We start from the raw sequence: 22308 nt of genomic DNA on the forward strand, positions 1-22308 counted from the left end.
AGGCAACAATAGTTTATGCACTGTGCCAACTAAAGGATGGGGGAAGCGTGAATTTTCAATCCGTAATAGCTTTGTTGCATCACTTCTGGGGTGAGCGCGGTTGTCTTATCGCCCAGCCCTACGATATTGAGAAGGGAGCTGGTACTAAGAATCCGCAGACATTTTTAAGAGCATTGGGGCCGGAACCGTGGGCTGTTGCCTATGTTGAACCATGTCGTCGCCCAACGGATGGACGGTACGGTGAAAACCCTAACCGTTTCCAACATTATTATCAGTACCAAGTTTTGATTAAGCCCTCGCCAGATAATATCCAGGAGATTTATCTTGATTCATTAAGGGTTTTAGGTATTCGTCCTGAAGACCACGATATTCGGTTTGTAGAGGATAATTGGGAAGATGCAACGGTGGGAGCTTGGGGTACTGGATGGGAAGTATGGTTAGATGGGATGGAAATTACTCAGTTTACCTACTTCCAACAGTGTGGGGGAATTGATTGCCGTCCTGTGTCGATTGAGATTACTTATGGTTTAGAGCGGCTGACAATGTATCTCCAGCAAGTGGAGGCAATTACTAAAATTCATTGGACGGACAATATTACTTATGGTGATGTTTTTCTGCAAAATGAGATTGAGCAGAGTACATACAATTTTGAAGCGTCTAATCCTGAATTGCTGCTGACACTGTTTAGTTTGTATGAGCAGGAAGCTACTCAGTTAACAGAGAAGGGTTTGGTGTTACCCAGTTTGGATTATGTAATGAAGTGTTCGCACACGTTTAATCTGCTGGATGCTAGAGGTGTGATTTCGGTGACGGAGAGAACTCGCTATATTGCCAGGATTCGGCATTTGGCTAGGAAGGTTGCTCATTTATATGTAGAGCAAAGGGGGAAATTGGGTTTTCCGTTGCTCAAAGATTTAAAACCAGTCATACCTGTTGGGCAAGTAGAAGTTGCGGCTACACAGACGAAATCTGCCTCCGCAGGTTAGCAAACCTTTGATTTTGCATTCCAATAAGCTAGGCATATCTTTAATCATGTAGCTATTGCTAAAGTTCAGAAATACCGTTAAATCTTGAATCTGGAAGATTAAGGCTACAAGATAAGGCCCGCACAGGCGGGCTTTGTTTGTATAAACTTGATGGACTATACTTCACCACAGGCATCAAAATCTTTCAAAGATGTCTATTAAAGAGATGAAAAGCTTACGCAGAGGTACTCCAGCCGCAGATAATAAGAATTTGGAATATTTGCTTTTTGAATTTTATTGCCAAATTCAGCAACGCCAATTTTTCTCTATTGCTACTCTAGCTATTTTTAAGTCAGCTGCGAATTCTGGGTGTCAGGTGCTTTTACAAAAAATCTTATGATTCAAACCAGTGGTGTAATTATTTGTCTTGGCTACATTTTTGGGTTGCTGTTTACAGCAGTTCCTTGGGGTGGTGTGTGGATTTTGGTTCTGGGGATAGTGGGAGCAATTCTTTTTAGAAGACGCACCAGTTCACAACAACTTGCCCAAAAAGCAGAAAAGGTTGGAAGCAAAAATAAGACAGTGCCTAATACCTGGCAAACTAATCCCCATCCTCGAATATGGCTAGCTGCTGGCTTAGTAGGATTATTGGCAACTCTATATTTTCAATGGCGAGTGCCGCAACCAGGTGCAAAAGATATTAGTCAGTTTGTTCCACCTGGAAATAGCAGTAATCAAGAACAACTTGTGATTGTTCGTGGGGAAGTGGCGAGTAATCCCCGTTTAACTCGCAGTCAGCGAGGACAATTTTGGCTGGAAGCAACTCAGATAGATGAGGTCAAAAATGAAAAAGGTTCAGCAGGTGTCCCAAAAGGAGTAACGGGCAAATTGTATGTGACAGTGCCTATACTTCAGGCTACTGGGTTATACCCTAGTCAACAAATTGCTGTGACTGGAATTTTGTACAAACCAAAGGCGGCTTCCAATCCTGGTGGTTTCGATTTTCAGAAGTTTCTTAAGCAGGAAGGAACATTTGCTGGTTTGATTGGGCGACAAATAAATGTTTTGGATCAGGAACGTAAATGGGGATGGTGGCAAATTCGGGAGCGAATTGTGCGATCGCAAGTTCGTTGGTTAGGTATCCCTGAAGGGCCTCTTGTCAGTGCAATGGTTTTAGGTAGCAAAGCTGTTGATTTACCCTACGATATCCGCGACTTATTTGTACAAGCAGGATTAGCTCATGCTTTAGCAGCTTCCGGGTTTCAAACTTCTTTGATTTTGAGTGTGATTTTACAGTTAACTAAACGGGCAAAAAAAGCAACGCAATTTACCCTTGGCTTTTTAGCTTTAATCATTTTTCTAAGTTTAACAGGTTTTCAACCTGCGGTTCTCAGAGCCGTAATTATGGGTTTTGCGGCATTAGTGGGTTTGCTATTAAAAAGGAAGGTAAAACAGTTCGGATCATTGCTATTAGCAGCAACTCTGTTATTAGTGTTTAATCCTCTATGGATTTGGGATTTAGGTTTTCAATTGAGTTTTTTAGCAACGCTGGGCTTAATCGTAACAGTACCGGCATTAGTAGACCGCCTAGCATGGCTACCACCTGCGATCGCTTCTTTAATTGCCGTTCCCCTTGCTGCGACTCTTTGGACTTTACCTGTACAACTTTCTGTATTTGGGGTTGTACCATCTTATAGTTTATTGCTGAATGTGGTTAGTACTCCATTAATTTCGATCATTAGTATAGGTGGAATCATTAGTGCTTTAGTAGGTTTAATTTGGACTCAGGCAGGAAGCTTCATCGCATCGGTGTTACATTACCCGACAGACTGGCTAATTAAATTAGTGGAGTTTTTTAGCAAGTTGCCAGGAAATTCTGTTGCTGTAGGTAGTATATCCACTTGGCAACTTTTGACGATTTATTTACTGATTATACTAGTTTGGCTAGTTCCTTGGTGGCAACGAAGATGGTGGGTTGCTAATGTGATTGCCATTGCTTTAGTATTCATCCCCCTTTGGCATTCTACAAATACATTGTTTAGGATAACGGTATTAGAATCTGGTACGGAACCAATTGTAGTTGTTCAAGATAGAGGAACTGTAACTGTAATTAATAGTGGTGATGAAGGAACTGGACGTTTCACAATCCTACCGTTTTTACAACAGCAAGGTATCAATCAAATCAATTGGGCGATCGCAACTGATTTTCAAGGCAATGAAAGTAATGCTTGGTTGGAATTATTGCAACGTTTACCAATCAAAAGTTTTTATGAATATTCCCCCAATCCAGAAAATTCTATTGCCACTCAGGCAATTCAACAAGAATTACAAAAGCATCAGGGATTTTATCAACCAATGGCAGTTGGTCAAGCTGTCAAAACGGGTTCAATAGTGGCGCAGTTAATCAACGCTCAATTACCCATCTTACAATTGCAAATTTTAGATCAGAATTGGTTATTAGTCGGTAATGTCAAGTCTAAAGAGGTACAGCAATTAGTCAAAAATGGGAGCTTGCCTCGTCCACAAGTCCTGTGGTGTTCCCCTCAGTCATTAAAAGATTTAGTTATTGCTCTGCAACCACAAGTGGCGATCGCTTCTTCTGTTAACTTTGATCCAAAGGTTTTATCGGAACTAAATCAAAGCCAAACTAAACTATTTTTTACGGGACGTGATGGGGCTATTCAATGGACACCTGATGGTCAGTTTGAGGCGTTTATTGAAGCAGCAGAAAACAAATCTTCTATCTTATGAACAACTCACAATTCAGGAATTTTAAAAGTACGATATTTATTTTTAGGCAAGACTAGCTAAAAATGAGTTTTATAGATTACAGCCTAGTTAGTACTTAATGAAGTTTCACATTCGCCTACATTATTCCAGTCTGGTCTTTGACTGACACCCAATAATTGTTGGATTTTGGGTAAAAAGGGGAAAGAAAAAACCTTTAACCTTTTCCCTGAACCCACTTCCGATTGAAAAATGCAAAACCACAAGCACTATTGGACTAGAACTAACTACTTTAAATTAAAACACAGCATTTGTTCATTTTTTAATGAAGTCATGGACTAGACTTGATTATTTACAGAACCAAATCATCTTAATTATTTAAAATCTTACAGTAGTGGAAATACTTATCTTATTTTTACTTATTTAAATATTTCTTTTACATTGTGCTTATAATTCTTGCTATAAAAATAGTTAAACTTCATACTTGAGAATAAACCATACTTTTTTACTATTGCTTAGAAAAACATCTATCCTACTTCACGATCACTTGAACTAGATGTCATTACTTATACCATTGTAGTAGCATCTTAAATGATTGATATTAGAGAAGTAGTTTAAAAATATAGCTTGTCTGTCCCCTACATGAATAAAAAATGGGCTGCTAAACGACTTACTATCAATCTCACATCAAGTGAGGCACAGAAGCTTGAACAATACTGTTCAATAACAGGGAGACCAGCAACTGATGTGATTCGGGAGTTAATTCGCTCTCTTGCTACTCAGGAGGAAAAAGGCTTGCAAACTTAGTAAATCATACTGAACAAAAAACAAAATTTTGAGAATCACATCTAATTGGGGAGTGAAATAAGTGTTTCAGAGTTATTAGTTATTTCCTTGAAAACACACGCTATAGGTAGCAACTGAACACTTAGCTATGCTCAGTATGGATGGTTTTGAGGTAATAGTTCACCTATAAGTGAATCCGTAAATCGGTTTTGCTCTCAGTATCAGTGCCAGCGTTTTCTAGGAAAATCACCAAGGAAGTTTAGAGGCAGGGGCAATAGTATTCCTGCCCAAACTTCTCTAGAGCTACAAATTACTCAATAAGATTTGGGATAATAAAATTGTTCTTGCGTTTAAATTCGCTTCTTCTCAGACCTTTTTAAATTTTGAATTTTGAAGCTTTCAATTTTAAAAACTTTTGAGTAAGACGTTCGGCGATGGCTCAGTAGAGCCGCGATGATGCCGTTCGCGTAGCATTCCGTAGGAAAGTCCAAAATTTAAAATTCCCCTTTTCAAGACAGACACTTAAAAGTCTGGTTGACTACTAAGGGAATATCAAAAATAAATTCTTCAGCCAGGTATATTAAGGTTAGCGTAGCGATCGCTAGCCAGGAAGTAACGATAACAAGTTTTTGTCAATTGGGGGACACACCTTTATTGACATTGCCCATCCCATAATCAGTAATGGCTTTACCAAAACTTACTCTTTCGATTCACATCCAGGAGTACAGCGATCGCCCCTTCAACAACTAAAAATTTAATCAGAGAGTGCGTTATTGTCGCTTATCGTAGGTATCGCTTGTTTTCAATTGCGACGGAAATTTCTCTTACGTTGTTTGTGTCTTGCAACTTCTTTGCGCTTGTGTTTTTCCAAAGGGGTTTCAAAGTGACGATTTTTTCTCATGTCTGGGAAAATACCTGCTTTGGAAACTTCTCTCTTAAATCGACGCAAGGCCGATTCAATTCCTTCATTTTCGCCCACAAATACTTGGGTCATTTTCATCTCCTACTTAATTGGTACTGGGCAATTTCAAAGCATCCAGTAGATCGGAGCGCAAAAAGGGCAGATAATGATTCTGCCCTTAAGACGTTAAAACTTAATTTTTGATTTTAAACCTTAGTAGCGTCCTCGGTTGTATCCGCCACCGCCGCCGCCGCGACGATCGCCACCACCACCACCAAAGGAACCACTTCTGTCTTCCTTGGGTTTAGCCTTGTTGACTTTAAGGTCGCGTCCCATCCACTCAGCACCATCAAGAGCTTCAATGGCAGCTGTTTCTTCAGCTTCTGTGCCCATCTCTACGAAAGCAAAGCCACGTGGACGGCCTGTTTCACGGTCAGTAGGCAACTGAACGCGTTTTACAGAACCATGTTCAGCAAAAACAGATGTAAGGTCTTCTTGTGTGACCTCGTAGGATAGATTACCTACATAAATTGACATGCGTTATCTCCAAAATCATAGGTGTGTAGAGATTTAGATTTCGGAGACAAGCTTGTTAAGACCAAAAGGGAAAAGCCTGTCAATACTAAAAACAAACGCTGTAACCGAATTTTATTCTCACCTAACTACCTTAGCACATCCTTGAGTTCTTACCCATCCTAAAAAAGGAAGTACTAAGAGTAAGCGATCGCAGTTCACCCTCTCAAACATCCTCTAGGTAATGAATTTATAGGCAACTTTAACATTGAGTAGCAAAAATTGCCCAAATAATTGCAAAATAAATGCAGTTCGTCATTGTAACTACCTGGAAATGCCGACTACACTTGCCGACGCACAAAATTTACTTTCTGATCTGATCGCCCGCTATAGTGAGCGTGTAGATTATCTGATGATTCGCCTTGAAGAAGCAGAAGGGACTGATATCTTGTTGCGTGGCGACAAGGTAGAAACCCTCAGTGAAGGTATCTCCATTGGTGGACATATTCGCGCTTGTTATAAGGGTGGGTGGGGGTTAAGCTGCTTCAACCAACTGGGAACAATCCAAGATCGCATAGAAGAAGCGATCGCTGCGGCGCGAATGGTTGGTGATGAAGAAACTTTACTTGCACCCATTGACCCGGTGCAAGCAGTATGCGTTCTACCCCTAAAAGGCACTGATCCCCGAAAAATCCCACTTTCTAAGAAAAAACAATTGTGCGATCGCTATACTGAATTGCTCAAAAGTATTGATGATCGGATTACCACTACCTCTGTGCGTTATGGTGACAGCGCTCAAAGAGTGATCATTGCTACCTCAGAAGGAACTTTGATCGAGCAATCTTGGGTGGATATGGAAATGCGCTTTGCCGCCACTGCCAGAAATGGCGAAACCGTACAAACTGGACGGGAAACTACTGGTTCTCGCAAAGCTTACGAAGATTTAACAGATTTGGATGAACAAGTAAAGGGTGCGGCTCAAAGAGCGATCGCAGCTTTATCTTTGCCACCTGTCAAAGGTAATACTTATACAGTAGTCATTGACCCAATTCTCACCGGTTTGTTTGTCCATGAAGCTTTCGGACATCTTTCTGAGGCTGATATGGCTTACGAAAATCCTGATTTGTTAGAAGTTATGACCATTGGACGGCGGTTTGGTCCAGAAGAACTCCAAATTTTTGATGGTGCTGCCCCAGAGGGACATCGCGGTAGCTATTTTTACGACGATGAAGGCACGCCTGCTACAACTACGCAATTAATTAAAGATGGAGTTTTAGTTGGACGTTTACATTCTCGTGAAACTGCTGGCAAATTGGAGGAAGCGCCTACTGGTAATGCCAGATGTCTGAATTATCACTTTACTCCCATTGTGCGGATGACAAATACCTGGATTGAACGAGGTAAAACACCAGTTAAAGACTTATTCACAGATATCAAAGAAGGAGTTTATGCCCGTAATTGGTTGGGTGGAATGACGAATGGTGAGATGTTTACCTTTAGCGCCGGGGAAGCTTGGATGATTAGGAACGGCAAAATTGCTGAACCTGTGCGGGATGTAACGCTTTCGGGAAATGTATTCCAAACTTTAGCGGATATTGAGGCAATTGGTGATGATTTTTATTGGGATGAATCCGGCGGTTGTGGCAAGGGAGGACAAAATGGGTTATCAGTGGGTTGTGGTGGTCCTAGTCTGCGAATTCAAGATGTAGTGGTTGGTGGTGAAGTGTGAACTACCCACTGCTATAACTGGTACTCCAAGTAAACTTAGGTTTTTAGTAGTCTGTCAAGCCTAAATTGATAGGCTACTAGTCCCACCAAAGAATGCCTCAGTTTAAATCAATTTGCTAGCCAGAAAGCGACGTTACGCATATCGGCTTTGATATGTTCTAAAGCTCGTGGCTCTTTTTTCATGCCATCTCCCGGTGGTTCATCCACAAATGAGTATAGCGATCGCTTTGCACTAATGCTTAAATTTTTTCATCTCTCAACATCCCTCTCAAGTATGAAAATAACTCATAACTCTAGGTAGTAGCGCCAGTAATAGAGGATAACTAATATATATAAAGCTGATTTCATATTCACTCTAGTTTTATCTTCCACACCCATTCTCGGTTGCGCGTACTGAAGACATACTGCTTTCTCTAAGTCATTTTTATAGCCTCAATTAAGCGTTCCTTAGCACAGCGACAGATATGAAAGCAGATCAATTCCTGAAAAACTATGCCGCAGGTGTCAGAGACTTTACTGGTGTTAACTTAAGCGAGGCAAACTTAAGGGAAGCCAATCTCAGTGATGTAATTTTAGATAGAGCTATTTTAGATGGAGCTAATCTGAGTCATGCTAATTTAGCCCAGTCCAGTTTGATTGAAGCAGACTTAAATGGAGCTGATTTGACTAATGCTAACCTCAGTGGTAGCAACTTAAGCGGAGCTATTTTGGATGGAGCTATCTTGGATGGAGCAGCAATGGAAGGAGCTAATTTGAGTCAAGCTGATTTGACGGTTGCTAAGTTGATTGAAACTAACTTGAGTGAGGCGGATTTGCAGGAAGCAAGCTTGATAGCGGCGAATCTAGATGGAGCGGATTTGAGTGGTGCAGACTTAACTGTAGCCGACTTATCCCAGGCAAATCTCACCCAAGCAGATTTGAACCAGACAAATTTAAGCGGAGCAAATTTGTCTGGAGCCAATGTAGAAGGAACCATTCTAGATGAGAATGCTTAAATCTAATTTTTTTAACATGGCTTATGATGTGAAAACTAACTAGCAAAGTAAACAATGGGCTTAAGCCCATTGTCTAAAAGCGAGCAAATGTCCGCTATAGTTTATTTCTATTGTCTTGACTGGTGTAGCATCACTGACTTTTAATGAAAAATTATCCAACCACAATTAACAAATTTGTATGTGCGTAGGCATCGCACATTTAAGATAAACTAAATCCAGCTTCAGGCTGGATAATAGCTAGAGACAGTTTTGAGATTGAATGTTTTCTTTATTTTTAACTTACCAAATCAACTAAGGCGTTCGATTGGAAGCGGACTATAGATGAAACTGAGCAACCGCGATAATTCTCAGAGGTGAACACCGATAGTGTGATATTAGCTTGACCCGGATCTAATATGCGTTTTACCTTGCAGGTTTGCATTTTGTTGTTGCAGTAAGCAATAATGCGATCGCCAGCCTTGACATCCAACGCTTGAATTTTCACTTAATATCAACCTCGCCCAAGATTTTGTTTAGCTAAAGAAAATATATTGTTATATTTTACTTGCTCAACAATTTAAATATTTATTTAAGTATAACACAAAAACTAAGGGCTTTAAATGCTATCAATTTAATCTTGATAATGTCAAGTTTATTTATCCTCAAAACTCTATTAAATGCTGGATTTTCAGAAAATAAGGATAAATATCGACCTTCTCGCAGCATCTGGTACAGTATGGCATAAGCAGGACTTACGCATTGAAAACCTGAAACTTTGTTTGCGTAGCGTGCGCTTCGCGCCTTTCCCTAAAAAAGCTTGATTTTTTATTATTTTTGTTCTCATATTCTGTATGGGAACGAGCAAAACCTCAATTAGTAAGACTTGGGTTGAAAATTCAGATAGTGGTAAACCTCCACTTTGCTCTAAATTTTTGCGAGTAATATTTTTTCTTTCTATGTTTTTGTTACAATTATTGAAATTTTTACCTAAAAGTAGCACTATGGCTTTATATGCTGAATTACATAGACATCTGGGCGGTTCCGTCGTACCGCGAGTTCTATGGCGATATTTCGAGCGACATTCTTCGGAGTTGATTTCCCGCTTTGCTGACTATTCACAATTTGAAGATTTTTACACCCGTCCACGCAACAGCTTAGATGAGTATCTAGAATTACACACCTTGGTAGAAAGTGTGCAAACAGTTGAGACTTTGCCTTACTTTATCTATCGCTTGGTGCGGGGTGCTTACATCTTTGAAAATTTGGCTTATCTGGAACTGCGCTACACTCCTTATTTGCGGACACCTGAACATCTGAATCAATCACAGAGAATTGACAAGATGGCAGAAATTGTGAAAGTAGTAGGACTTGCAAGCCACCAGCCAGAACATCCGATTGTTACTAGCCAAATTCTCTGTATGCACACCCGCCTACCTTATGAGGTGAACAAGGCGATTGTTGATTTGGCGGCACAAAACAAGCAGTATGTCTGTGCAGTCGATGTCGCAGGGGGTGATAGCTATTATGCCGATCGCTTAGAAGAATGGATTAGCTTATATGATTATGCGCGATCGCTAGACGTTAAAACCACGGGACATCTATATGAAACCACGGCCGGTTGTTACCCCGAACTGTTACCCTATCTCATGCGAATCGGTCACGGTATTCAAATCCCTCTACTGTATCCAGAGTTACTTAATGATGTAGCTAGACGCGGACAGTGTTTAGAGGTTTGCCCCACAACTTACCTAAAAACTGGTACTTTGCAGGATATACGTCAACTCAAATTAGTTTTTGACCGTTGTTTTGATGCTGGCGTAGATATTGCTATCTGTACTGATAATGCTGGGTTGCACAATGTACGTCTACCGTTTGAGTATGAAAATCTCTTAACTTACGACATTATCAGTTTTAAACAACTACAAGCTTGTCAGGATGCCGCTTTCCGTCATGCTTTCGCTTGGCCTTACAGTGAACGTCCTGCATCTTTGTTGAACGATTTGCTCAAACCTGAACCACCTAAAGTTTTGGCAACAAGAGATAGTAATTAAAGACCACCTAAAGATAAGCAAAAAGTCAGGTGATTTAATGTTAATTAATGTTGCAATCACTGGTTTTTATTATGATGCTATAGAGAAAGCTGTAATGCACAATAGATATCTTGGAAAAACAATGTTTTAGAAAAAAACCACAGATGTTCACAGATAATTCATCGGTGTTTATTTGTGGTTAATTTTTCGCTAATTCTGATTTTTGCTAGAAGTCTAATGTGCAGTACAAAAAACCAGCAATGATGAAATAAATAGACTTAGATTAGTATGCCTGGGTTAAGTTTAAGCGCCAACACCTTCTGTAGCACCGCCGATTGAAATCCAAGCTGCAAGACCACCTTTGATTTCTGCTACCTCAGCAAACCCTTGTCCTCTGAGAATTTGTGCAGCCTGGGTTGTATGTTCGTCACTGTCGCCATAGATATAAATATGGCGTTCTTTATGTAGAGCAGATTTGGCTTTAGATACCAAATCGTTTAATGGGATGGGTATTGCTCCACTGATCCGACCGTGATTGTAGGTGTGGCGATCGCGCACATCAACAATTGTAAAACCTGGTTGACCCCATTGCAAACGGGTCTTTAAATCATGGACATCAGCAACTAAATTATTACTCATAAGCTTTTCCTGCTTATAACCTCACAAGCAATTTATCAAAAATCGCCTTTTAATTGAGTTTTCAGTGTAATAAGTTAATAATTTGCAACTAGCTAGTTGAAAATAATCTCTCATCTCTCCCTACTTCTCTTACCCCCAGAAGCTATAAACTATAATTTATGGCATCTACTATTCAAGCTCTACCAACAGAAGTCGTATATCTTATTACAGCTGGTGAGGTAATCGACTCTTTAGCCTCTGTGGTGCGGGAATTGGTAGAAAATTCCCTAGACGCAGGTGCAACGCGAATTGTGGTTTCTTTATGGCCACAGCAATGGCGAATTCGTGTTGCAGATAATGGTTGTGGAATGAACCTAGATGATTTGCAACAAGCAGCCACAGCCCACAGCACCAGTAAAATTCGCTCTAGTGACGATTTATGGAAAATTAACAGTTTAGGGTTTCGTGGTGAGGCGTTACATAGCTTAACAACTCTGGCAGATTTAGAAATTTTGAGTCGTCCTGTGGGTGGAAAATTAGGATGGCGGATTAGCTATGGCAATGGTGGGAAAGTTGTGCAAGTTGAAGTAACTGCGATCGCACCTGGTACAGTGGTGACAGTTTCTCATCTTTTCGGTAATTGCTCATCTCGTCGTCAGGGATTACCCACAACAGCACAGCAAATGAAAGCTGTACAAGCCACAATTCACCAAATCGCCCTGTGTCATCCTCACGTTACTTGGCAGATTTGGCAAAATGACCGTCAATGGTTCACCATTTGTCCTGCTGCCACAACTGGACAACTACTACCGCAGATTTTACCGCAAGTGCGACAAGGTGACTTGCAAGAAGTCAAACTCGAAATACCCAATCCTCCCCACTCCCCACTCCCCACTCCCCACTCAGCACTCATTTTAGTGGTAGGATTACCCGATCGCTGTCATCGTCATCGTCCAGATTGGGTACGTGTAGCCATTAATGGACGGATGGTTAAGACACCGGAACTAGAGCAAACGATATTATCAGCATTTCACAGAACATTACCACGCGATCGCTATCCAATTTGTTTCCTACATCTTGCCATTTCCCCCGATCAAATTAACTGGAATCGCAATCCAGCAAAAACAGAAATTTATCTCAACGAAATCATTTATTGGCAAGAGCAAATTACCCAAGCAATTAACCAAGCGCTCAGTATCTCTTCTTCCAATCTCAAAGAAGCTGTTCACACAACACGAGTTAGTAAATTACTCAAAGCCGCAGAAGCCAAAGGCGGCTACAATTTCAATCCTCAAAATCCCAAGGAAGATCGCAAAAATCCTAATTCCTTGAAGGCTGTCGCTCAAGTTAGCAACACCTATATTGTGGCTGAACATCCAGGTGGTATGTGGTTAGTAGAACAGCACATTGCCCACGAGCGAGTTTTATATGAGCAATTATGCGATGATTGGCAACTTGTCCCCGTCGAACCGCCAATCATTCTTTATCAATTGTCGCTAGCGCAAGTATCGCAATTGCAACGCATAGGTTTAGACATAGAACCCTTTGGCGAGCAACTTTGGGCTGTCCGAAACATACCTGCACCTTTGCAACAGCGAGACGACTGTGCAGAAGCAATTTTAGAGCTTAGTTGGGGAGGTGATTTACAAACAGCGCAAGTAGCTGTCGCCTGTCGCAGTGCCATTCGTAATGGTATACCGATGAATCAACAAGAAATGCAGACACTTTTAGATAATTGGCAACGCACTCGCAACCCTCGCACCTGTCCCCACGGACGGCCAATTTATTTATCTTTAGAAGAATCAGCTTTAGCCCGGTTTTTCCGGCGGAATTGGGTAATTGGAAAAAGTCATGGAATTTAATTTTAAATTTAACACAAGCGCATGAAATTTTAATTAACTGTACATTAACTTAACTATTAATAATCTGTTCCACCCCAACAGAAATATCTGGAAATGCTAGCGGTTGAATTGTTCCCGCAGTCAATGTCAATTTTGTTGCGTACTCACCAGCTTCATCACTACAATAAGCATGGGGTTCTCCTTCCGGCGATATTTCGACAATTTCCCCCTTAAGTAGTTCAACTTTGCGATCGCTCAAAATGCCAGCATCAATCATTCGGTGATACTCTTCAATCGTCCATTTAGCAACAATAAAAGTCATGAGGATTGATTCCTCCCAATAATTCTTGATATTTTACCATCTTAAATGGACTTCAAAGGAAGGCGTTAGCGCCTCTGTATCCTTGTAGTCAAGATTGAAGCTTTACTTAATTGGCAAAAAATTACAATTTAATTTTTATAAAAGCTATTAATTGTTATTGAAGTTTAATACTTATACCTTCGGGTAGAAGGAAAACACTATTGTAATTTCTAAGCTAGTGGTTAAGTTTTTTGATGGATGAAATTATGCTGAACATTATTGCTTGGATCATTCTGGGTTTAATTGCTGGAGCTATAGCAAAAGCCATTTATCCTGGTCGTCAAGGTGGTGGAATTGCTTCAACTATGGTTTTAGGTATCGTAGGTGCTGTGATCGGAGGAATTTTAGTTACTCTTTTAGAGACAGGAAGATTTCAATTAACTGCTGCAACCCTTAGTATACCAGGTGTAATTGTTGCTGTAATTGGCGCAATAATTGCCATCTTTCTCTGGAACCTATTAGCTAATCGTGCCAGTTATTAGTTGAATTAAATCTCTAGAAAAATCGTGGTTAAAAGCAATTTCTTAGGAATTTACCCTTTCAGATTTTACGCAAATACAAAAACTCCACTTCCTCAAGGTTAGTGGAGTAATTAATGTTAAGATATCAGTAATGAATCATGGTTAGTGTTGCTGCACTGCAAAAACTAAATTATTCTAAAGCTTTCTTAAGTTCATCTTTAATGTTTTCTACAGTGTGACCAACTTGGGCTTCAGCTTGCTTTGCTTGTCCTTCAGCTTTATCTTGTGGATTTCCAGTTATTTCACCCACAACCTCTTGGATTTTTCCTTCAATATTCTTTACGGTAGCTTCTACTCTTTTTTCGGTACTCATGGTTTTTATGTCTAGCTTGTAGTTGATTCAGCTATTACATAAACTAACAATAGTGTATTATTTTTGACTTCCATCAACCGATAGAATAATTCGATCGGTTATGTATCTTAAGATAGATACGGTGAGCTACAGGAGTAAGCAGGTAAAAATCCGAAGTCACAGAAATTTGCACTGTTCACATCCCCGACTTCTCAAACAAGTCGGGGATTTAACTTTTCGCAAAGTATTTAGGACTGCTATATACATCTTCGTAGAAAATTAGAGCAGTCAAAGTAAATTTTCAATAAAAGGGCAGAAAAGGAGTGGCAACAAAACGTCAAAAAGATGTATGGAGGAGTGAGATTAATGACATTATTCGGGGTGCTTGCGGAGGTTTTTTATTTGGCATCCCTTTACTGTACACAATGGAGGTTTGGTGGATTGGATCGCTGGCAAAACCACAACTGATGATGATGGCGATCGCATTGATGTTTATCGTGGTGTACTTGCTCAATCAGACAGAAGGCTTTCGGAAACGCAGATATAACTGGCTATCTCCTCAAGCTGCAATGGATACCGTAGAAGCGATCGCGATCGGACTAGCTTGCTCTGCCTTTGTGCTGCTACTATTGCGAGAATTGACACTAGAAACATCCCTAAAAGAATCTTTAGGTAAAATCATCTTTGAAAGTGTACCATTTGCTCTTGGTGTAGCATTAGCCAACCAGTTGTTGGGAGATAGTAGAAACAGTAATGGAGAAGGACAAAAAGCCGACAGCAAAAGCAGCAACCAAAAAGATGAGTTAAACGCCACCTTTGCCGATGTGGGCGGAACACTAATTGGTGCAACCATAATTGCATTTAACATCGCTCCAACAGATGAAATTACTATGCTTGCAGCCGCAGCCTCGCCACCTTGGGAGTTAGCAATGATAACCACATCTTTACTAATTTCTTATGGCATTGTATTTCAAGCAGGCTTTTCTGACCAGCAAAAGCGAAGAGAGCAAAAGGGAATTTTCCAACGACCATCGAGCGAAACTATTATGTCTTACCTAGTATCACTCCTAGCAAGCGCTTTTATGCTGTGGTTCTTTCAAAAGTTAACTTTTAGCGACCCTTGGACAATGTGGTTAGATCACACCTTGATGCTGGGCTTACCTGCAACTATTGGCGGTGCAGCTGGCAGGTTAGCAATATGACCCAAACAGAACAACCACCAAAGCGCTCAATAGCTGAGTGGATAACATTCAGCGTCGCCTCATTTATCCTAGCAATCATTGTGAGTTTAGTAGGTTATACTTGGCTGAACGAAAAGAATCAACCTCCCATTCTTTCTGTTACTAAAAAAGAAACAATTCGGGAAATTGATGGCCAATTTTATGTTCCCTTTGAAGTTGTAAATAGTGGAGGAGATACAGCTGAGTCAGTTCAGATTATGGCTGAGTTAATGATTGACGGCAAAGTTACAGAAACAGGAGAGCAACAGATTGACTTTTTATCTAGTGGGGAAAGTGAAGAAGGCGCATTTGTATTCACCCAAAACCCGCGTCAAGGTCAATTAAATCTGCGTGTTGGTAGTTATAAATTGCCATAGAGAAGATAATATCCCCGACTTCTTGGAGAAGTCAGGGATATAAGGCTTGCAATTCTTACAAGTCAAATAGAATTGCTATATGACTCATACTTTAATTTTTGAAAAAACTCCGTACAACTCAAAAAACCTTTTTTCGAGTTACCTATTGCGCTTGCGTTGCGCTTCTTTGCGAGACGCTTCTCTACGAAAGGCTTGTCTGCGACACGCTCCGCAAACGTCAACGCCCATCCCATAAGTAATTTTATAAATCAAATATGATTCCCATATATAGGATTCATATTTAATTTTTGAAAAAACCCCGTAACCTTCTTTCCTATTGTCTATTGCCTGCCCACCCTACGCGAACAAAAATCAAAGCGGATTCATATAATTACTAACACGGACTAGTTTAAGCTTTAACCTTAGCTTTTGACCAAACGCCGTTTTCATCTTCATCATATTGCTGATGAACAGACTCCCAAGCAGCTTGTTCGGCTGTGAACTCGTCATTTTTCTCATTGAAGACAGTGTTATAGCGATCAATGAATGTGCGTTGAGCTTCATCAGAAAGATGAGCGCGAACTTCAGGAGACAAGTCATCTGGACTGTTGCACTGTCCAGGACAAGGGCGAGCAAAGGTTTTTTCGATCGTGTTAATTTCTTCGCCACCAGCACTTTCGAGTAGCAATTGAAATTCGCCAGTGCGATCGCTCGGAACTTCTGCCATTAGTAAGAATTCGCCAGCTTGTAAGCGGGTTTGGTAGATAGCCGCTTTATCTTCTGGCATCCCCAAAGTAGTTAGAACCGACACAAGACCGGCACCTGCACTACCTGCGATCGCTCCACTAGCAGCACCCAACAACACTGCACCAATAGGCCCTGCTGCCACAATTGGGCCGACAAAGGGAATAAATAGTACGCCTACACCCGTAAGCAAGCTGAGAAAGGAACCAAATAAGGAACCAAAAACTGCTCCTGTTCTCAAACCTCCCAGAATCACATCCTTTTTACTAATAAAGCCTGCAATTCTAGTTTCTGACTGAAAGTTTCTACCCATGACCGAAATATGATCTCTAGGTACACCCCTGTCTAGTAAACGTCGAATCACATCATCAATTTGCTTCTGTTCTTTAAATACAGCAGAGATAGTACGTTCTGCTTTATATACTTCTGGCACTTCAATACTCCTTGTATTATGTTGTTTTTACAATGAATATGTTGAATAGGTAGATGCAGGGAGATTAATTCTTTTACAGCGATTAGAAGGAAGATTAATTCCTCCTTCTAATTGGTTTCACAAACACCCATTTTTAACTCAGACGTTATGAGCTACACACCTACAGGAGTCTTAGCCCCTTCTGCTGGCTGTCTACCATCTGGCCCCAGTGCTTCGCCTTCAATAAATGAACGCAGCATCCAAGCCATTTCCTCATGTTCTTCCATAAGTCCAGTCAGAAAGTCAGCAGTTCCTTGATCGTGGAACTCATCACCAGACTGGTCTACATGGTCTCTTAAGTTACGAATAACCTGTTCGTGGTCTTCTACCAGATTAGCTACCATTCCTGTTGCTGTGGGAACATTACCAGCATGTTCCTTGAGGCTAGCAATCTTAAGAAATCCTTCCATTGTGCCAACTGGATAACCACCTAAAGCACGAACTCGCTCTGCCAAAGCATCAATATTTAGAGTCAGCTTTTCGTAGTGTTCTTCCCAAAGCTGGTGCAAAGAGCGGAACTGAGGGCCAACGACATCCCAGTGATACTTTTTGGTTTTCACCAACAGTAGATAGGCATCTGCCAAATCTTTATTTAACAGATTAATTACACCTTGACGCTGTTCTTCTGTTAACCCAATGTTTATCGCACGCATTATTTTTCCATCCCTAAGCAAACTTATTTACTAACTTCTCAAATTTCATATACATTCCACATCAACCAAAGGAAACATTATGAGCTTAGATAAGTTACTAAATTGATAATTGCGCCTATGTCTTAATAGGTAGTATTTAGCTAATAGTCAGCCAATAGTATAGCAATTAGCGATTTGAAGCTACAAACATAAGAATACTAAATACAATAGTTAATTCAAAATATCTAAACTCAGTTTTCCAACAATGTTCACGCGAATATAGCTTTATACTTAATTTAATGTGCCAGCCAGCTTAACATTAATAATGAGTAATGGGTTACTGCTTTTACGCAATCACCCATTACTACCCAAAAATTACCAGAACTATTAATTTAGTTACTTGCCTGTAACTTTCTCCAACACATTCTTAATATTTTCTTCCACAGTGGTTGCAGATTGTGAATTTTCAGGACGCTTTTGCTTGTCAATATCAGCAGCACCTTGAACCTCATTAAGTCCTTCGTTTGACTCCTTTTGAACTTTTCTCAATCCTTGTGGTGGTTCTTTAGCAGCTTCATCAGTTTTGCGCTGAATGTCAAGCAGTTGTGTAGTGCCTTCGGTAGGATTACTTTGATAGCTATCGATTGCAAAAGCAGGAAAAGCACTAGATAACAGTAGTAAGGCGCAAGTAAAGCCTACAATTAGAAAACGTACTGGACTTAAGATAGATAAAACAGAAGCAATAATCTTCATTTGAAATCCTCGATAACAGCTTTAACAACGCAGAACTTTCACGGATAAAGCAGAGCTTATACTTTTATTTGGCAAATTGAGCAATAATAAAAATAGCAGGCTACACTTTAATCTGAAAGTTCTTGTCAAAGGAACCTGATAAAGAAATGAAGAAATTATCTTTGTATTTCTGCATCGAAATTAGTAAGGGATAATAAGCAAATACCACCTTAATTCTGTAGCAAAATTTTTACATTTGATATTGACATTCTTTTCTCAAGGTTCCTTATTTCTACTTGTACTTTGAAAATGCTAAAGCCTGCATCAATCTCTAGAATGAACTTTTCTATATCTGTGGTTACAATAAAAATCAGTCTCTAGATATATCGACTTAATATAGTTGTCGCAGATTAATGACTCTGGGATTTGTGTTCAGTTAGCTCAACTTTATCCAATTAAAGCATTTTCACAAATATGCATATTAAATAATATTTGTAAAGCCTAAATTTGTATAAATATCCCCTTTTTTAAAGGGAAAAATAAATCTTTTCTTTAAACTTGATAAGTCTGCCTTATTACCTCTTCTATTGAACTTACACGATTGAACATTTCTATTAATTCATGGGATCTTGTTTTTCGCTTCGCCAGCAGTACTTTTAAGGGCATTAAATAATGAACATCTGGGTCATTTTCCAAGGCAACTTCAGCTGCTTGCAAGACTTTTGTCGCATTCTCAAAAATATCCTCGTTGTCAAAACCTTCTTTTGCTGAAATTTGATGTAATGCTGCATCGGGTACAGTTTCTCTACCCAGTAAGGTATTATCTAACACCAAACCTTTCAATAACGCTAGCAAAGACGCGTAAATTAAAAAATTATCACAACTATCACAAGCTTTAAATTCAATGCGTCCTACTTCCGCCGGAATGCGGGCGATTTTTGTTAGCGAAGGTATACTATTAATCAATTGTTCTTCTTTCTGAACAAAAACTAGGGCTGCTGGTCTTTTTCCAGTTCTGATAAAGGTTCGTACCGATAACCCATCCCATAAACCTCCGTTATAAAAAGGGGAGCTATAACTAAAAGGGACGATATAGGGACTATAATAAGTTAACTTTCTGCCGATATCAATCACACTTTCAGTAGACAAATCTGCCACTGAAATATTTAAATCTGGTCCATAAGACACCATGTGAATATTAGCAGTTTGTTCGTCAGGATAAGCCTCTAGCTGTTTGATTTCATAATCATTTAATGGAGGTTGAGGTTCAAAAGCCGGATTGTAGGGATTAAAACTGACCAAAACTGGTGATAAGTCAAAGTTAGCAGCAACTTCACGTAGTAACTGAAAACTTTCTGATAATTCCGTAATAGCGCCTTGAATATCAGAATGTATAGTTGTTCTAATTTCAATACCTTTAACATGACAGTCTATCACTTCATCGGAATCTGCAAATCTTTCAAATCCCTCAATGTACCATCTCTTCATCTTAATACCCGCATCACCTACGCGCAGTTGAGGATAATCGCTGGGATATGTGGGTAACTTTTCAATAATTTGATTAAAATCAGCAAATTTTGTGTGGGAAAAATCAGCAAATTTACCTTCTTTATTTAGGAACGCGACTTCATGCTCAATGCCAAAGAAAAACATTATCTATACCTTTATTGCTTATAGTTAACCTAATCTGACTAATAGATAGATATTTCCAAAAATTAAATATGCTTTCTCTAGAACCCTTGTAGAGACGTAGCACGAATATTTGAGATACTCCAATCAATTTTACTTTAACTATAAAAATTCTCAATAATAGGATAAATGAATTTTACCCTAAGATCGGCTTTTGCGATTTGAAAACCTCTCTGATTTATTTTTCTGTGTTGCCCTGACTATCTTCCTAGTCGCCGATTAGGGTAGCTTAGTAGTGACTGAGGAAAGCTTGAGACGTGAGTTTATGACAAGTACCGTTCAATCCCCCTATAGCAGCGAACAGATTGCCGCTTGGTTGCGTGGGCTGCTCACCATTGCTTGGGCAGATGGTAATTTTGATGCCCAAGAACAGGAATTAATAGCCAACATCACCAAAGATGAATTAGCTCCTAAGATTAAATGGGACTCGCTAGAGGTAATTACGCCAGAAGAATTAGCCGCAGTGTTGGGTAAAGGTACACCCGCCGCAGAAAATTTCTTAAGGACAGCAGTGATGGTAGCGATCGCAGATGGTACTTATTCTCCCAGTGAAGATGAGGTTCTACATCAGTTCTGTCAAGCCTTAGAACAGCCAGAGGAGTTACTAGAAGCCCTTCGCCATACCCTAGAATACCCACAGCAATTTACCCCTGCGATCGCCAGCCCTGGACTTACAAAGCGTCAAATTGATGCACTACACCCCCTGCGTGACTGGCTGGATGGGCTAGATATTCAAGACCCAAGAGTAGCCCGCTTTTTGTGTAAAATGATTCCCTCCCAGTGTCCCTTTGAGCGGGATGTCACCTTATTTGGACGCAAGATTGTCCACATCCCCCCGATGTGTAAAATTAACCCCTTGTATGAGCAACTGGTGGGCTTACGTTTCCGCGCCCTCTCTTATCTAGCAGATAAATGTGGTGAAGATGTTTCACCATATATTTAGTTAGAGTTAGGAGTGAGGAGTAAGGAGTTATAATTTGTAACTCCTCACTCTTCACTTCTCATTATTATTTAAGTATGCAATTTATCGATCAAGCAAAAATTGAAGTTGAAGCTGGTAAGGGCGGCGATGGTATTGTCGCCTTCCGGCGAGAGAAATACGTGCCGACTGGTGGCCCCTCTGGTGGTAATGGAGGACGAGGCGGTTCGGTATTTTTCGTAGCCGACGAAAACCTACAAACCTTGCTGGACTTCAGATATAATCATCGTTTTCAGGCAGAAAAAGGGACTCGTGGTGGGCCAAACAACTGCACAGGGGCAGGAGGAAAGGATTTAATTATCGAAGTTCCCTGCGGTACAACTATTTATGATGCTGAAACAGGCGAACTGCTGGGAGATTTAACTGAGCCTCAGCAGACTTTACTGATTGCCCAAGGTGGTAAAGGCGGACTGGGAAATCAGCATTTCTTGAGTAACCGTAATCGCGCCCCAGAATACGCCCTCCCTGGATTACCGGGGGAAATAAAGCAGCTGCGTCTGGAGTTGAAACTTTTGGCAGAAGTGGGGATTATTGGCTTACCAAATGCTGGAAAATCCACTTTAATTTCATCTTTATCAGCAGCACGTCCTAAAATTGCTGATTATCCCTTTACTACTTTGATCCCAAATTTGGGTGTAGTGCGAAAACCGACTGGCGATGGTACTGTTTTCGCCGATATTCCTGGACTAATTGCGGGAGCATCTCATGGGGCTGGATTGGGGCATGATTTCTTGCGTCATATTGAGCGCACGCGAGTGCTACTTCACTTGATTGATGCCACTAGTGATGATGTGATTAGGGATTACAACACAATTAAAGAAGAATTACAAGCTTATGGACAGGGTTTAGCAGAACGTCCACAAATTTTGGCGCTGAATAAAATTGATGCCGTAGATCGGGAAACTGTCGATTTGGAGGCTTTAGCTACCCAACTTAATCATCTCTCCTACGCCCCGGTTTTTATAATTTCAGCAGTTACTCGCACCGGCTTAGAGCCGATGTTACAAGAAATCTGGGGAATTCTCGACCAAATGAAGGTTCCTGAAGAAGTGGAGGCAATACGGTTCGGTTAAAGGGTAAAGGGGAAAGGGAAAAGGTTTTGAATACATCCTTTCCCCTTTACCCCTTACCCTTTACCCAGACCACAAGGAAAGTGAAAAATGCTTATCCGAACCGTATTGGAAGTGGAGGCATTGAGATAATTTGTAATTCGTAATTACTACTTCA

22 protein-coding genes are annotated in these 22308 nt (G+C 40.4%); 12 read left to right on the forward strand and 10 right to left on the reverse strand.

Going from position 1 to position 22308, the window contains the following annotated elements; all coding sequences use genetic code 11:
• Nucleotides 1–47: 47 nt before the first annotated feature.
• The 3 genes from glyQ (at nucleotide 48) to IQ274_RS37530 (ending at nucleotide 5236) form a co-directional block, all read left to right on the forward strand.
• Nucleotides 48–986: a glycine--tRNA ligase subunit alpha gene (glyQ, locus tag IQ274_RS29345; RefSeq protein ID WP_163932139.1), complete on the forward strand. Its 939-nt coding sequence runs from the start codon at nucleotides 48–50 to the stop codon at nucleotides 984–986.
• Between the two features lie 375 nt (nucleotides 987–1361).
• The gene (locus IQ274_RS29350; RefSeq protein ID WP_194144322.1) at nucleotides 1362–3716 is read left to right on the forward strand and encodes a ComEC/Rec2 family competence protein; all 2355 of its coding nucleotides are present in this window, start codon (nucleotides 1362–1364) and stop codon (nucleotides 3714–3716) included.
• A gap of 1391 nt (nucleotides 3717–5107) precedes the next feature.
• Nucleotides 5108–5236: a hypothetical protein gene (locus IQ274_RS37530; RefSeq protein WP_265578578.1), complete on the forward strand. Its 129-nt coding sequence runs from the start codon at nucleotides 5108–5110 to the stop codon at nucleotides 5234–5236.
• A 44-nt stretch (nucleotides 5237–5280) separates the two neighbouring features.
• On the opposite strand, the gene rpsU is transcribed toward IQ274_RS37530, so the two are convergent.
• Nucleotides 5281–5472 (reverse strand): 30S ribosomal protein S21, encoded by a 192-nt coding sequence (rpsU, locus tag IQ274_RS29355; RefSeq protein ID WP_069073774.1) that lies wholly within the window; start codon nucleotides 5470–5472, stop codon nucleotides 5281–5283.
• 120 nt (nucleotides 5473–5592) lie between these two features.
• Nucleotides 5593–5916, reverse strand: a complete 324-nt coding sequence (locus IQ274_RS29360; RefSeq protein WP_114085123.1) for an RNA recognition motif domain-containing protein — start codon at nucleotides 5914–5916, stop codon at nucleotides 5593–5595.
• Nucleotides 5917–6226: 310 nt separating this feature from the next.
• Here IQ274_RS29360 and IQ274_RS29365 point away from each other — a divergent pair, with 310 nt between their 5' ends.
• Nucleotides 6227–7621 (forward strand): TldD/PmbA family protein, encoded by a 1395-nt coding sequence (locus IQ274_RS29365; RefSeq protein ID WP_194144323.1) that lies wholly within the window; start codon nucleotides 6227–6229, stop codon nucleotides 7619–7621.
• Nucleotides 7622–8084: 463 nt separating this feature from the next.
• Complete coding sequence (locus IQ274_RS29370) at nucleotides 8085–8615, forward strand: pentapeptide repeat-containing protein (RefSeq protein WP_163932130.1); 531 nt, start codon at nucleotides 8085–8087, stop codon at nucleotides 8613–8615.
• 274 nt (nucleotides 8616–8889) lie between these two features.
• On the opposite strand, the gene IQ274_RS29375 is transcribed toward IQ274_RS29370, so the two are convergent.
• Nucleotides 8890–9099 carry a hypothetical protein gene (locus tag IQ274_RS29375; RefSeq protein ID WP_041565457.1) on the reverse strand — a complete coding sequence of 70 codons (210 nt, stop codon included), beginning with the start codon at nucleotides 9097–9099 and terminating at the stop codon, nucleotides 8890–8892.
• 496 nt (nucleotides 9100–9595) lie between these two features.
• Here IQ274_RS29375 and IQ274_RS29380 point away from each other — a divergent pair, with 496 nt between their 5' ends.
• A complete protein-coding gene (locus IQ274_RS29380) occupies nucleotides 9596–10645 on the forward strand; it encodes an adenosine deaminase (protein WP_163932127.1) in 1050 nt (349 codons plus the stop codon).
• Between the two features lie 282 nt (nucleotides 10646–10927).
• On the opposite strand, the gene IQ274_RS29385 is transcribed toward IQ274_RS29380, so the two are convergent.
• Entirely contained in the window at nucleotides 10928–11263 is a 336-nt protein-coding gene (locus tag IQ274_RS29385; protein WP_163932124.1) for a rhodanese-like domain-containing protein, read from the reverse strand.
• A 158-nt stretch (nucleotides 11264–11421) separates the two neighbouring features.
• Here IQ274_RS29385 and mutL point away from each other — a divergent pair, with 158 nt between their 5' ends.
• Complete coding sequence (gene mutL / locus IQ274_RS29390; protein WP_194144324.1) at nucleotides 11422–13104, forward strand: DNA mismatch repair endonuclease MutL; 1683 nt, start codon at nucleotides 11422–11424, stop codon at nucleotides 13102–13104.
• Nucleotides 13105–13153: 49 nt separating this feature from the next.
• On the opposite strand, the gene IQ274_RS29395 is transcribed toward mutL, so the two are convergent.
• Nucleotides 13154–13405, reverse strand: coding sequence for a hypothetical protein (locus IQ274_RS29395; RefSeq protein ID WP_163932118.1), 252 nt, complete (start codon nucleotides 13403–13405; stop codon nucleotides 13154–13156).
• Between the two features lie 248 nt (nucleotides 13406–13653).
• On the opposite strand from IQ274_RS29395, the gene IQ274_RS29400 reads away from it, so the two are divergent.
• Complete coding sequence (locus IQ274_RS29400) at nucleotides 13654–13926, forward strand: GlsB/YeaQ/YmgE family stress response membrane protein (protein ID WP_163932145.1); 273 nt, start codon at nucleotides 13654–13656, stop codon at nucleotides 13924–13926.
• A gap of 169 nt (nucleotides 13927–14095) precedes the next feature.
• Here the strand turns inward: IQ274_RS29400 and IQ274_RS29405 are convergent, their stop codons facing one another.
• Entirely contained in the window at nucleotides 14096–14278 is a 183-nt protein-coding gene (locus IQ274_RS29405) for a CsbD family protein (protein WP_012409675.1), read from the reverse strand.
• A gap of 302 nt (nucleotides 14279–14580) precedes the next feature.
• Between IQ274_RS29405 and IQ274_RS29410 the strand changes: the two genes are divergently transcribed.
• Together IQ274_RS29410 and IQ274_RS29415 are read left to right on the forward strand one after the other, a co-directional pair.
• On the forward strand, nucleotides 14581–15459 hold the full coding sequence (locus IQ274_RS29410) for a TIGR02587 family membrane protein (protein WP_194144325.1): 879 nt from the start codon (nucleotides 14581–14583) through the stop codon (nucleotides 15457–15459).
• On the forward strand, nucleotides 15456–15854 hold the full coding sequence (locus IQ274_RS29415) for a TIGR02588 family protein (RefSeq protein ID WP_163932112.1): 399 nt from the start codon (nucleotides 15456–15458) through the stop codon (nucleotides 15852–15854). The genes IQ274_RS29410 and IQ274_RS29415 overlap by 4 nt, the downstream gene beginning before the upstream one ends.
• A gap of 388 nt (nucleotides 15855–16242) precedes the next feature.
• Here IQ274_RS29415 and IQ274_RS29420 read toward each other — a convergent pair whose 3' ends face one another.
• The 4 genes from IQ274_RS29420 to IQ274_RS29435 all read right to left on the reverse strand — a co-directional run bounded on the left by IQ274_RS29420 (nucleotide 16243) and on the right by IQ274_RS29435 (nucleotide 20066).
• Nucleotides 16243–17010 (reverse strand): ChaB family protein, encoded by a 768-nt coding sequence (locus tag IQ274_RS29420; protein ID WP_163932110.1) that lies wholly within the window; start codon nucleotides 17008–17010, stop codon nucleotides 16243–16245.
• Nucleotides 17011–17162: 152 nt separating this feature from the next.
• On the reverse strand, nucleotides 17163–17702 hold the full coding sequence (locus IQ274_RS29425; RefSeq protein ID WP_012409679.1) for a Dps family protein: 540 nt from the start codon (nucleotides 17700–17702) through the stop codon (nucleotides 17163–17165).
• 375 nt (nucleotides 17703–18077) lie between these two features.
• The gene (locus IQ274_RS29430) at nucleotides 18078–18434 is read right to left on the reverse strand and encodes a hypothetical protein (RefSeq protein ID WP_163932108.1); all 357 of its coding nucleotides are present in this window, start codon (nucleotides 18432–18434) and stop codon (nucleotides 18078–18080) included.
• A gap of 531 nt (nucleotides 18435–18965) precedes the next feature.
• Complete coding sequence (locus IQ274_RS29435) at nucleotides 18966–20066, reverse strand: glutamate--cysteine ligase (RefSeq protein ID WP_194144326.1); 1101 nt, start codon at nucleotides 20064–20066, stop codon at nucleotides 18966–18968.
• A gap of 301 nt (nucleotides 20067–20367) precedes the next feature.
• Between IQ274_RS29435 and IQ274_RS29440 the strand changes: the two genes are divergently transcribed.
• Nucleotides 20368–21045 (forward strand): Mo-dependent nitrogenase C-terminal domain-containing protein, encoded by a 678-nt coding sequence (locus IQ274_RS29440; RefSeq protein ID WP_163932107.1) that lies wholly within the window; start codon nucleotides 20368–20370, stop codon nucleotides 21043–21045.
• Nucleotides 21046–21119: 74 nt separating this feature from the next.
• The gene (gene obgE, locus IQ274_RS29445; RefSeq protein WP_194144327.1) at nucleotides 21120–22154 is read left to right on the forward strand and encodes a GTPase ObgE; all 1035 of its coding nucleotides are present in this window, start codon (nucleotides 21120–21122) and stop codon (nucleotides 22152–22154) included.
• Nucleotides 22155–22308: the final 154 nt, after the last annotated feature.

Source organism: Nostoc sp. LEGE 12447 (assembly GCF_015206985.1).
Taxonomy (GTDB): domain Bacteria; phylum Cyanobacteriota; class Cyanobacteriia; order Cyanobacteriales; family Nostocaceae; genus Nostoc.